9 protein-coding genes are annotated in these 12,045 nt (G+C 69.4%); 6 read left to right on the forward strand and 3 right to left on the reverse strand.

Annotated elements, in window-relative coordinates; genetic code table 11:
* Positions 1 to 7: 7 nt before the first annotated feature.
* Positions 8 to 4,582 (reverse strand): FtsK/SpoIIIE domain-containing protein, encoded by a 4,575-nt coding sequence (locus tag ACGFZQ_RS47025; protein WP_393845675.1) that lies wholly within the window; start codon positions 4,580 to 4,582, stop codon positions 8 to 10.
* 237 nt (positions 4,583 to 4,819) lie between these two features.
* On the opposite strand from ACGFZQ_RS47025, the gene ACGFZQ_RS47030 reads away from it, so the two are divergent.
* The 6 genes from ACGFZQ_RS47030 (at position 4,820) to ACGFZQ_RS47055 (ending at position 9,621) form a co-directional block, all read left to right on the forward strand.
* Positions 4,820 to 5,125, forward strand: coding sequence for a WXG100 family type VII secretion target (locus ACGFZQ_RS47030; RefSeq protein WP_351317920.1), 306 nt, complete (start codon positions 4,820 to 4,822; stop codon positions 5,123 to 5,125).
* Between the two features lie 113 nt (positions 5,126 to 5,238).
* A complete protein-coding gene (locus ACGFZQ_RS47035) occupies positions 5,239 to 5,562 on the forward strand; it encodes a hypothetical protein (RefSeq protein WP_393845676.1) in 324 nt (107 codons plus the stop codon).
* On the forward strand, positions 5,559 to 7,079 hold the full coding sequence (locus ACGFZQ_RS47040; RefSeq protein WP_393845677.1) for a putative T7SS-secreted protein: 1,521 nt from the start codon (positions 5,559 to 5,561) through the stop codon (positions 7,077 to 7,079). Before ACGFZQ_RS47035 ends, ACGFZQ_RS47040 begins: the two co-directional genes overlap by 4 nt.
* A gap of 238 nt (positions 7,080 to 7,317) precedes the next feature.
* Positions 7,318 to 8,418 (forward strand): hypothetical protein, encoded by a 1,101-nt coding sequence (locus tag ACGFZQ_RS47045; RefSeq protein WP_393845678.1) that lies wholly within the window; start codon positions 7,318 to 7,320, stop codon positions 8,416 to 8,418.
* Entirely contained in the window at positions 8,415 to 9,038 is a 624-nt protein-coding gene (locus tag ACGFZQ_RS47050; RefSeq protein WP_393845679.1) for a hypothetical protein, read from the forward strand. The genes ACGFZQ_RS47045 and ACGFZQ_RS47050 overlap by 4 nt, the downstream gene beginning before the upstream one ends.
* Entirely contained in the window at positions 9,031 to 9,621 is a 591-nt protein-coding gene (locus ACGFZQ_RS47055) for a hypothetical protein (RefSeq protein ID WP_393845680.1), read from the forward strand. The genes ACGFZQ_RS47050 and ACGFZQ_RS47055 overlap by 8 nt, the downstream gene beginning before the upstream one ends.
* A gap of 90 nt (positions 9,622 to 9,711) precedes the next feature.
* Here the strand turns inward: ACGFZQ_RS47055 and ACGFZQ_RS47060 are convergent, their stop codons facing one another.
* Together ACGFZQ_RS47060 and ACGFZQ_RS47065 are read right to left on the reverse strand one after the other, a co-directional pair.
* Positions 9,712 to 10,797 (reverse strand): hypothetical protein, encoded by a 1,086-nt coding sequence (locus ACGFZQ_RS47060; RefSeq protein WP_393845681.1) that lies wholly within the window; start codon positions 10,795 to 10,797, stop codon positions 9,712 to 9,714.
* Positions 10,794 to 11,465 (reverse strand): hypothetical protein, encoded by a 672-nt coding sequence (locus ACGFZQ_RS47065; protein ID WP_393845682.1) that lies wholly within the window; start codon positions 11,463 to 11,465, stop codon positions 10,794 to 10,796. Before ACGFZQ_RS47065 ends, ACGFZQ_RS47060 begins: the two co-directional genes overlap by 4 nt.
* Between the last annotated feature and the right edge of the window lie 580 nt (positions 11,466 to 12,045).

The following is a 12,045-nucleotide window of genomic DNA, read 5'->3' on the forward strand; positions in this document are numbered from 1 at the left end:
CTTACGGCTACTGCGGGGTGGTCACCGTGACGTGCTCCCCGCTGCCCAGGTGCAGCATGCCCCGGCCGGGCTGGATCGGGCCGCCGACCATCGCGCGGGTCGTCCGGATGCCGATCAGCTCCCCGGAGCCGGACTCCTGCGGGGAGAGCAGGATGCCCCGGCGGGCCTTCTTGGCGTCGACCTGCCAGCCGGAGAAGCCGTCGCAGATCTCGTCCTCGTCACCGGCGATGACCACGGCGAGCCCCTCCTCGGCGCCGCTCTCGACGATCCTCTTGAAGACGTCCTCGGCGTCGCAGTCGTCCAGCACCTCGGCGTCGTCGACCAGGACCACGATCGGCTCGGCCGGAGACGCCGACGCGATGACCTCCGTCAGCTCGTCCTCGTCGATGTCCCGCCCGGTGAAGACCTTCAACACGCCTTCCTGGCCTTCGAGTTCACGCAACGGGGACATCCGCGGCGCCGCCACGACGAGCCGTACGCCGTTGGCCAGGTAGGAGCGGGCGAAGCCCAACAGGGTCGTGGAACGCCCGGACTTGGCGGGACCGCCGATCACGAACGCGGGCACGCCCTGCGCCAGGTCCGGTCCGAAGGCCGTGAGTTCGTCGCCGCCGACACCCACCAGGGCCCACAGCGGTGCGGCCGCCACCGCCGGGTCCCGCATCGCCCAGGCGTCCTCGAAGGAGATCCGGCTGGGCAGCACGTCCACCCGGAACGGGCGCCGGGAGCGGGGCACCTGGGCGTCCCGGGCCGCCGCCGCCTCGCCGATCGCGACGATCGCGGCGGCCTGCCCCTGCCCGGTGGTGTCCGCGGACAGCAGCGCGAACTGCGTCTCGGCGGCCGTCTCGCTGCGGAAGGCGCGGCCGGGCGGGATCTCCTCGGGAACCTTGCGGGAGTTGATGTCCAGCATCGAGAAGTCGGCGCGGTCGGCGAGCCGCAGACCGTACTTGTCCTCGGTGAGGGAGGAGATCCGGCCGGCCAGGATCTGCCGGTCACCGGTGAGGACGAGATGGATGCCGACGCTCGCGCCCTCTCGCATCATCACCATGATCTGGTCGGTGAGATCACCGTGGTTCAGCTCGCCGAGGGTCGGCAGCCAGCCCTCCCAGCGGTCCAGGAGCAGCACGATGTGCGGCAGCCGCTCCGCCTCCGGCACGGCGGCCCGCTGCTCACCGATGTCCGCGAACCCCCTGTCGGCCAGCAGTTCCTGACGGCGGCTCAGCTCACCGGAGAGCCGGGCCATCAGCCGCTCGACGCGCTCGGTCTGGTTACGGCCGACGACCGCACCGCAGTGCGGCAGCCGGGTCAGCGCGTTGAGCGCGCCGTTGCCGCAGTCGATGCCGTACAGGTGCACGTCCGCACAGGAGTTGGTGCGGGCCAGCGACCCCGCGATGGTGCGCAGCACCTGCGAGCGTCCGGTGCGCGGGGCACCGGCGATGATCAGATGCCCGAAGCCCGCGAAGTCGACGGCGACCGCCCGGCGGGCCTGGTCGGCGGGGAGGTCCTCGACACCGTAGGGGGCGGCGGGCAGCGCGCCCTGCGCCGGTACGGCCGGTACGTCGTCGAGCAGCAGCATGTCGTCGAGGGCGGGCAGCCACGGCGAGTGCTGGGCCGGGATCGCGAGCGCGGTGTTGGCCTCGCGCACGGCGTCCACCAGCACCTTCAGGTCCGTGATCTCGTCGTCCTCCTTCGTCTCGGACTTGGGCTTGCGCAGCGCCGCCCGTCCGAGGTCCTGCCAGGACAGCGCCCCGGCCCAGGGCGCGAGGGTCGCGGGGTCGGCCGCCCCGGGGCGCCGGCCGCCGACCCGGCCCGACTGGAAGGGGATCAGCGAGGCGTGCCCGAGCCGGACGTACGCCCGTCCCGGCGTGCTCTTCGCGATGTGCCCGGCGTCGGGCGCGTCGATGACGTCCGTCGACTCACCGGCGTCGGTCACGCGCAGCGCGATCCGCAGGTTGGTGTTGGCGCGGATCTCGGGGGACACCACACCGGACGGCCGCTGGGTGGCCAGCAGCAGATGGATCCCGAGGGACCGGCCACGCTGGGCGATGTTCACCAGCCCCGCGACGAAGTCGGGAAGGTCCCGCACCATGGACGCGAACTCGTCGATGACGATGAGGAGCCGGGGGACCGGCGGCCGGGACGGGTCCCTTCGCACCAGGTCCTGGTAGTCCTCGATGTCCTTGGCGTCGGCGGCGGCGAGGATGTGCTCGCGGCGCTTCAGCTCGGCGCCCAGCGACTCCAGCGCGCGCTCCACGAGGTGGGCGTCGAGGTCGGTCACCATGCCGACGGTGTGCGGGAGTTTGACGCAGTCCTTGAACGCCGAGCCGCCCTTGTAGTCGACGAGCACGAAGGTCATGTTCTCCGGCGTGTTCGCCACCGCCAGCGCGGCCACGATGGTCTGCAGCAGCTCGGACTTGCCGGAACCGGTGGTACCGGCGATGAGCCCGTGCGGCCCGTCGCGCCGCAGGTCGATGCCGAACGGGCCGTCGTACGACTCCCCGATGACCGCCATCGTCGACTGCCCGCCCATCCGCCACCGCGCGGCGATCGCGTCCCGGCTGGGCGGCTCCAGCTGGAGCACGTCGAGCAGCCGGCTGGCGGCGGGCAGCGCCGAGTCCTCGGACTCCCCGCTGATGTCACGCAGCGGCGACAGGGAGCGGGCCAGCCGGGCGCACCAGGCGGGGGAGACGAAGTCGGGCCGTACGTCGCGTTTGCGCAGCGCCCCGCTCTGCTCGACCCGCAGCCGCAACTCCAGGTCCTGCGGGGTCTGTTCGGCACCCTGCCGGCCCTGCTGGGCCTGCGGGTGCCAGGCCTGGAAGGACGGGAAGCCGCCGGCGGCCTGCTGCGCCACGGCCGTCGCGGGCGCGTTCTTGGCCGCCACCGGCTCGGCGACGACGACGCCCTGGCACTCGCCCGGCAGGAACCGCTCCTCCTCGTCGAGACAGATGGAGCGCAGGGCCACCCCCGGCCCTTCCTTCAGCAGCCGCACCACACCCGGCATGGACCGCAGGCGCCGTGACCCGTCCCACACGATCACGATGTCCGGATCGGAGAAGGCGGGCCCGTCGGTCTTGCTGCGCCCGCCCTGCTGGAGGGCCTTCTGCCGGCCGTCGAGGAGCTGGGTGAGCTCGCCGACGCGGGCGGCGACGGTCTCGGAGTCGGTGCCGATGAGGACGTTCACGTCCTGGCCGCCGCCGGGACGGGAGTGCGGCAGCCAGCGCACCCAGTCCCAGCGGGTGCCGGCGTCGTTGTCGGTGAGGACGTAGAACTGCACGTCCATCGGGCTGTGCAGGACGGCGGTCTGGGTGACCGCCCAACGCCCCAGCGCGTGCGCCGCGTCACCGGGCCCGGCGACGCCGATGACCCCGAGGTCGCGCAGCGACAGGGCGACCGGGGCGTCCTCGATGTACCAGCGGACCTTGCGCTTGTGCTCGTCCTGCTCGGGGTCGTCGAGCTCGACCTCGGAGGGGACGCGCCCGGTGCCGAAGCGGATCAGCAGATGGTCGGCGTCGGTGCGGCGCCGCTCCCAGAGCCGGGTGCGCGGCCCGGTGCCGTACGTCAGCACGGCGGCGGGGTCGGGCACGGCGGCCCGCCGGTCGCTGCGTTCGGTCTTCAGGGCGTCCTGTGCGTCCTCCTCGATCCGGCCCTTGTGCTCCTTGTACTCCTTCAGCTGTTTGGCATGGGACTTGCGCCCGTGCTTCTTGTCCATGAAGTAGTTGCCGAAGAGCATGATCGGGCTCATCACGGCCATGATCAGGTAGTACCAGCGGTGGAACATGAACACCGAGACCACCGCGCCGACGAGCGGCAGCACCGCCATCAGCCAGGGCAGCGGACGGGCCTCGTAGTCGCCGGGCGGGTTCGGGAGCGAGAAGTGCGTCTGGTGCTCGGCGGGGCGCAGTCGCGGGGGCCGGTTGTAGTCGAGCCCGGCACCGTCGTCGGACCACTTGAGGGCGGCGTTGGGCGGCGCGTACCCGGTGATCTCCAGCAGGGTGTTGCCGAGGGCGAGCTGGGAGCCGAGCGGCCAGTCGCCGTCGCCCTCGAACTCCTCCCCGTCCAGCCGGGCGCCGTCGCCGTGCGTCCGTACCTTGCAGGTGCCGTCGATGGCGATGGTGAGGGTGGCGGCGCGGTCGGGCAGCTCCGGGTCCTCGACGCGGATGTGGCAGGCGGGGCCGGTACCGATGTCGTACCGCCCGACACCGAGCCGGTGCACGGCGCCGGCGGCGGGACCGCCCGCGACCCGGAACTCGACGATGCCGGTGGGCTCGCCGAGCAGACACCCGGCGGGGTCGTGCAGGCTGACGACCACGCCGTCGCGCAGCGGCGAGCCGACGACGGTGGCGGCGGGGTCGAGGGCGTAGCCGTCGACGTAGGCGAGCGGACCGGCCGCCTGGACGACCGAGGTCCCCCTCGGCGCCCCGATGGGTATGACCTGGGCGACCTCGCCGACGTCCGGGTAGCCCAGACCGACCTGCCGGGCCAGCTCCCGGGCCACGTCACCGACCGTCGACTCGGGATCCGCGTCGAGCACGACGTCGGCGGTGGCACCGCCGACCGGGTCGACGACGGTCAGACTCAGGCGCACGTTCGTCCTCCTCGCAGGCCCGGTGCATTCGGTGTGACCTTAGCCGGACGGGCTTTCCCGGGCGCAACGGGATTGCGCCGGTTCACGATTCCCTCGCACGAGGCCCCTGCGGCCACGCGCCTCCCACCCGTAGGATCTTTGCTCATGGGACGGCCGGGTCAGGACCGGCCGATCCATCGGAGCAAGCCACGGGGGCGAGCCCTGGGGCGGCCACAACACAACGGGAGGGATGCCGACATGGGCAAGGGCAAAGACACGGACCTTACTTATGCCGAGATGGAGAAGGTCGCCGGCGACCTGATCAAGGACATGCACGAGCTCGAGGACAAGATCAAGAACATCGAGAAGCGTGTCTCGGCACTGGTGGAGGAGGGCTTCACCACCCAGAAGGCCTCGGGAGCGTACGACGACTCCATGAAGGACTTCACGAAGGGCGCGACGAAGACGATCCAGGGCCTGCACGGGCTCTCGGACTTCCTGAAGAAGGCCAAGGAAGCGTACGAGCAGCTGGACGACCAGCTGGCTAAGCAGGCCAAGGGCTGACAGCCACCTCGGCAGAGGAACGGGTCAGGTCACGTCGGTGCGGTGGAGCGGTCGGCCATCGCACCGACTGGGTTTGTGCGGACGTTTCACGAGTTTTCTCGACGGGGGAAGTTGTGTCGGATCAAACTGCTGATCTCTCACGCATCAAGGAGAGTGCTCGCTCGCTTTCCAGGATCCACAAGGAGTTCGCCGGAAACGCGAACCCGGCCAAGGGGCTGGGGGTGCCCGTCTTCGGCGAAAAGGGTCTCGTCGACGTCTTCGACGACTTCGGCGACAACTGGCGGGTCCACCGGGGGCGTCTGCTGGACGAACTGGAGAAGCTCTCGAAGATCCTCACCGCCGCGGCGAAGGGCTACGAGGACGTCGACCACCAACTCGCCGACGCCCTGCGCGGCACGGATGCCAAGCCGGCCGGACCCGAGGGAGGGGCCAAGTGACTCGCCCCCGGGCCGACGAGTGGTCGGTGATCGGGGAACCGGCCGATCCGGTACCGGGCGATCCGGACGAAGTCGCCAGACTTGGCCGAGAACTGCGGAAGACCGCCGAATCCATCAAGAAGCAAGCCGCTGAGATCAAAGCCCTGTCTTCGGTCGAGGCGTGGAAGAGCAAGGCGGCGGAGGAATTCCGGCAGCAGGCGGAAGAGGCCGAGGGGAAACTGCGTAAGGCCTTCACGCGGTACGACACGGCGGCTGACGCACTGGGCGAGCGGGTTCTGGACGGTTCATCCTCCACCGAGTACGCCTCGGAGCTGCACCGGGCGCAGCAGACGGCCGACAAGGCACTTCGGGACGCCCGGACCGCCGACGACGAGCATCGGGCGAGCGGCGGTGCCATCGACAAGCTCCCCAAGGACACCCCCGACGACGATCCGAGCCGAACGAAGTTGAAGAACCGCCAGGAGGCGGCGAGTTCGGCGCTGGAGCGGGCCAAGAAGGACCTGGAGGCGGCGAAGGACGTCCGCGATGCGGCGGCCAAGCGAGCCCGCGACGCGATCCGGCACGCCATCGACCACGACGGCCTCAAGGACAGCGGCTGGGACAAGTTCAAGGGGTGGGTGCACGACCATGCCGGGACACTGAACTGGTGGCTCGACGTGCTCGGTTGGGTCGCCACCATCTGCGGAACCCTGGCGCTGTTCGTGGGGTGGATTCCCATCATCGGCCAGGCTCTGGCGGGCCTGCTCGGGTCGATAGCCCTGGCGGCCACGCTGCTGTCGCTGATCGGGCACCTCATGCTGGCACTCGCAGGCGAGGGCAGCTGGTTCGACGTCGCACTGGACGTCGTCGGCCTGGCCACGATGGGCATCGGCCGAGGCGCCATCGCAGGTGCCAAGGGATCGATGCAGGGCGCCAAGGTGGCGGCTCGTTCCGCGGCCTTCCGCCAAGCCATGGAGGGGGTCACGGCGAAGGCCGGCAGCGCCGCCTTCAAGAGGGCCGAGACTCAGGCGTGGAAGCTCGCCAACCGGCTGAGCGGCGGGGCACTGCGCGGAAAGGTGGGGGCGCAGGCCCTGGCCGGTGCCCCCAAGGGCTGGTTCCCCGGCATGGCGCGTGTCAAGGAGGCCTTCAGCCCCAAGGCGATCTACCAGGAAGCCAAGGAGGGCTTCAAGGGGGTCACGGAATTCAACGGGACCAACATGCGGAGCCTGTTCAACCGCAGCACTTGGGCGGACGTCTCCATCAAAGTTGGCGACAGCGGCCTGGACACGCTGAGCCGGGAGATCGATGAGATCGTCCCGGAGATCCGCGGGGTCGACGAGGTGAAGGCCGCCATGGACACCTTCAAGGCGCAGACCCACATCTGGCAGGGCACGACGGCTGTGGCATCCTTCATCGACGCGGCGGACAAGGGAGACCTGACCAAGCCCGTCGGGGATCTCCTCGGAACCGACGCGCTGGACGACGGACTGTGGGCAGCCACCGGTATCAAGGACGCTTGGACAACGAGTGATGGCTAGTCGATCCGTCTCCGGAACCGAATCGCGAGAGCCCGCCCTGCGGCCGCGGATGAGACCCTCCTACGCAGCGGACGTCGTGCGTCACGCACGGCTGTACCGCCAAGGGACCGAGCTGATCTTGCGGGATCGCGCGCAGCACGAGCGCCGCTTTCCGGTCGGAGAAGGCGGCATCGTTCGCGCATGGTTCGTCCCTCCGCCCGACACCGGCACGAAAGTCCCTTCCGCCGACAGGTGGGGAGTGGTCGACTTCCTGACGGCAGCGGGCCACGCCGTTCTGCGCGTCCCTCTCGCGGAATGGCTTCCCGAAGCCGGACTCATCGGCCTCCTCCACCTCAGCCCGAAGGAGTGCCTGGAACGCACGGGCCTGCGGGCGCTGGTGGCGGAGCTGGGCCTGCCCATGGAGGAGGACGGCGCTGCGCCGGCGGGACAATCCGAGACCGACCGGGAACGCGGAAGACGTCCGGAGACCGCGCGATATGCGGATCTCCCGGTCTGGCACAGCTGGGTCCGGGGCCTCGGCATGCTGGTGTGGTTCGTGTTCTTCCTCGTCGTCCCCATGCTGGGACAGGGCAGCCGCTGGACCGTACTGGTCGCGACGGTCGGGCTGCTCCTGGTGCCCGGGGCCGACCTGGTCCTGAGAGCGCTCCAAAGGTCGCGCACGCACGGCGATGCTCTGCTCGCCGAGGCTGAACTGGTCGTCCCCGCGCCTAAAGTCGGTGCCGGTGCCACTCGCCGGTTCCTCGACACGGCGGCCGTACGCGTACTCCCGGGAGACGTGGTACTCACCAACACCGTGGGGGCGGAGCGGTGGCTCCCACTGGCGGAGAGCCATGGCGTGACCCGCCTGGTCCGACTCGTCGAGCCGTCGTCCGGTGCCGTGCTCGGCGTGGAGTTCCGGGACCGGCAGAACGCGGTACGAGCCGTCCTGCCGTGGCGATGGTGGTTCGCCGGGCCGAAAGGGGCCGAGAACTGGTCCCGGTTGATTGACGCGTCGGGACTGCCCGTCTCCGATGAGAAAGCGCGTAACAGTCGGGAGGCGGACCGGTGGTGGCAGAACCACACCATGGCGGCCGACGCCCGACGGATGGCCCCGGTTGACGCCAAGGAGGCGCGCCAGGAGACGAGTTGGCACTCGGTGGTGCTCGGAGGCGGCGAGGCGATCGTGGTATCGCTCTTCAGCGTGATCCCGCTGCTGGGCCTCGGCTCTGACCAGCCCCTGGGGCGGGTGGCCGGCGTGCTGGCGGCCCTCACCATCCTCGCGGAACTCGTACCGGTCGTAGCGCACCGTCTGACGAGCCGCTTCCGGCTCGATCGCCCCGCCGAGCCGGAGACAGCATGACCACCACGCCCACGCCTCCTTCCGACTACCGGCTCATGCTGCCGGACGGCTGGTTTCGCGTCGCACTCGAACCCGAGCGCCGTGAGCGGTCCGTCGACGCGCTGGTGAAGCGGCAGTTCAACGGAACGGACGACGTGCCGCACCTGCGTCAGCTACTGCGTGAGGAAATGCTGGAACGCGCAACGGACGCCTACGACGCTGGTGGTGTCGAGCTCTATCTCAGCCTGCAGCGCGCGGGTGCGCTGACGATTCCCGCCTCACTGTTGATCACGCTGCTGCCGTGGCCGAAGTCGGGCAGAGCTCCGTCCTCCCTGGGTGAACTGGCCGCAGGTCTCGGTGGCGACGGGCGTACCGCCTCGCTCGTCGAGCTCGCGGCCGGTAGGGCCCTCCGCCTCCGCCGAGATCCTGAGGCGGCCCCCGCGGCGCCGCCGACGGCAGAGGAGAACTATGCGCTGCCCTCGGTCACGGTGGACTACCAACTGATCGTCCCCGGCAGCGACATGCACCTCCTCCTGACCTTCTCCACCCCGCTCGTGCAGATCGCCGAGGCCATGGTCGAGCTCTTCGACGCGGTGGCCGGTTCGCTCACCTGGCTGGACGGTGACGCCACCCATGAGTGACATCCAGACCTGCGGCATCGTCTGTCCGACGGACTGGGTGCCGCTCCCGCTCGATCCGTCGGACGACGTCAAGAGGTGGGCGAAGAGCACCGCGACGCAGCTGTGCGAGCGGAGCGGCGCGGCGGGCCACGAGCTGGACGGCAGCGCCCTGCGCAAAGACCTGCGGCGCTGGGCCGAGGACAGCCGCAGCCGTGCTCCGCTGTACGGCTTCGCTTTCTACCCCGACGGGTTCGACACCGCTCTGGCCCTTTTGGAAGTCGAGGTCATCCGGCCCGACGACACGGTCCCGCGGTTCTCCCTCGACTGGCTGGCGGAGACCTTCAGCGCACATGACTTCGGCCCTCCGCACATCTCGCACCCCGACGTGCCGATCGGCCCCGCCGTGCGCCTCCGCCAGAACTTCGCCGCGGACGGCATGCCTCGCAGCGGTCCCGGAGTGCTGCTGCAGACAGTTACCTACGGCATCCTCCCCGAGGTGACCGACAACGCCCTCGTACTTCTTGTCTCCTGGACGACGCCGGGCATCGACGAGGAGATGGAGGACGCCGCGGACAGCATCGCCAGGACGCTGACGGTGTCGTGACGCTCAGGCGGAGTGCTCCGCGTCGCCGTCGGTGAGTCTTCGTGGGGAACCCTGAACGACGCCGTCGCTCTGCGGGCCGCCTACACCTGATCAGCGATTGACCGCTTGGATTTCCTGCACGGTGACGTTTTGCGTGGTCCCGAAGGTGCCGTCGGGCAGGTCTCCGCCGGCGCCGCCGGTGCCCGTCCAGGAGATCTTCCAGGTGATCGTCGCCCGGAGCTTGAAGACGCCGTCACCGGAGGAGTGCAGGTACCTGATTCCGCAGGGCGGTGTTTTGTCCGCGTCTCCCGTGGCGTAGGGCCGGCCGATGGAGTTGTCGGCGTTGATGGCGCACTGGCCGGAGGCGGGGAAGGTCTCGGCGTCCGTGGTGCCGGGTTCGAGTGTGAGGGAGACGGGCTTCGCGGTGGTCGTGGCCTGGATGCCGAAGCCGGGGACGTTGATGGCCGCGGTGGCCTGGACCTCGTCGAAGACGGCCTTGTCGAGCCAGGCCCAGGTCGGCAGGTTCACCTTGGTGGTGGCCTCGGGCGCGAGGGTCACCTTGGTGTCGGGCAGTTGCATGCGCTGGTACGCGAGGGCGGCGAGGATCTCCGGTTTGATCGCCTCTTCGTACCGGGCCGGCGGGGTGTCGCCGTTGTCGACCCAGAAGGGGAGGTCGTTGCACGAGCTCCGCTTGAGTACGTCGGGTTCGTCGGGATTCTCGACGGCGGCCCAGAACATCCCCTCGCCGTCCTTGTCGACGTTGTAGTCCTTGTAGCCGGGGGTGTCGGTCCAGCCGTAGTCGTCCTCGTAGTGGCGCTGCATCTCGCCGATCGCCGCGCCCGCGGTGCCGCCCATGCCGGGCGTGTTCTTGGCGCTCTCGATCTGCCCGGACATCTTCTTTTTGAAGTCCTTGGCACCGAGATAGGGGGCGTACCAGCAGGGCGGCGGCGTCCAGTTGACGTCGGCGGACGTCACGTTTCCGGTGCCGCCGGTCTTGGTTACGGCGCCGGAGTACTGGATTTTTGCGGCGGCGTAGATGCTGGTGTCGTCGGCGCCGCCCTTCTCGTCCGAGTCGCCGCCCTTGCCATAGTCCACCGGCTCTGCGGTGGAGTTGGGCGCTGCCAGCATGAGAGCGCTGACCGCCAGGACAAGGACAGTGGCGCAGCTACCGAGGGGCGTACGCAGTGATCCGTTCACTGGCACTGCTTCGCTCCCGTCTCGACATACACCTTGGACGCCTGCCAGAGGCTCTCACCCGTGGCGACCTTGACCATGATGATCTTGTAGTAGCCGTAGTCCTTGAGGCTGGGCTTGGTCTTCAGGATCTTCCCGGTCTTGACCTCTTTGCCGTAGAACTTGCTCGCGTCCGAGCAGAAATCGACCTCCACCGAGGTGCCGTTGGTGGCGGAACGGGTGGTGGCGTCGTAGTGGCGGCGCGTACCAGTGGCGGTCCAGCCACCCTTGATCCACTCGTTGATCTGTACGGTCGCGTAGTGGAGCCCGTCGCCAGTGGCGTACGCGGCCAGGGACGCGTCCTTGGTCGATCGCTTGTCAACGCCCCGGTAGATGGAGCGCATGAAGTTCGCGGCATCCTCCATCGCCACCGCCTCGTTCTTGTCCTTCGGCTTGGCCCAGTCGAAGACCAGGTTCATGTCCTTGGGCAGGGACAGATCCACGCCGTCCGGCTTGTCCTCTGCTGGGGCTCCCGAAGCGGATGCCGAAGCCGTCGGCGTCTTCGTTCCCTGGTCGGCGCCGGCGATCTTGTCGTTGTCGCTGGCTTTGTCGTCCCCACTGCCGCAGGCGGTCAACAGCAGTGCTGCGGTTGCCGCCAGCGCGGCAGCGGCGGGCAAGGTGCGGCGCTTCACAGTGAACTCCCCGTGAGAAAAAAGTCCATTCAAGAGACCCGACGCTATCGGGGAGGTTCTCGGTTTCGCCAGCGCGAACTTCCCTGCGATTGGTGACAATTCCGGGCGCATGGGGTGAGCGGAGGTGTGACCTGTGTCCTGATCTTGCCCGAACGGATGACGACTCGGATGTGTCGGGACGCCGTGCCCGGCCATCGTGAGGTGCGAGTTCCGTTTCGCTATCGCGGTGCGTTGCATCTCGGGTAGGCGCACGGCGGGTATGCCGATGTGCGCGGCGCCGGTTCGGCGCGTCCGCCGGCCAGGGTCTCGAGCTTGCCGGGTCCTCGGTCACCTCACCCCGCGCGCCGACCTTGTAGACGCGCAGGGTGAGGCGGGAGCGGCGGTCGGTGGAGTCGAGGAGTTGAGTGCGGCGGTCAGGGGCGGACGGTCGCTGTCGGTTCGGCGACGTGGGCGGCCATGACCGGTGAACTCCTTCGATGCTCGTGGTGTTAGGCGTCATTGAAAATGCCTACGAGTGCGGCACTTTGGGCAGCTTTGCGCCGACAAGATCGGTAAGCGTGCCTGCCGACGAAGAGGTGCA

This window comes from Streptomyces sp. NPDC048254 (assembly GCF_043201895.1).
In the GTDB taxonomy this organism is placed as follows: domain Bacteria; phylum Actinomycetota; class Actinomycetes; order Streptomycetales; family Streptomycetaceae; genus Streptomyces.

What these genes read in the sequence shown, in the direction of transcription:
- ACGFZQ_RS47030 (WP_351317920.1), top strand. Translation starts at nt 4,820, where the DNA reads ATGGGCAAGGGCAAAGACACGGACCTTACTTATGCCGAGATGGAGAAG.
- ACGFZQ_RS47050 (WP_393845679.1), top strand. Translation starts at nt 8,415, where the DNA reads ATGACCACCACGCCCACGCCTCCTTCCGACTACCGGCTCATGCTGCCG.
- ACGFZQ_RS47055 (WP_393845680.1), top strand. Translation starts at nt 9,031, where the DNA reads ATGAGTGACATCCAGACCTGCGGCATCGTCTGTCCGACGGACTGGGTG.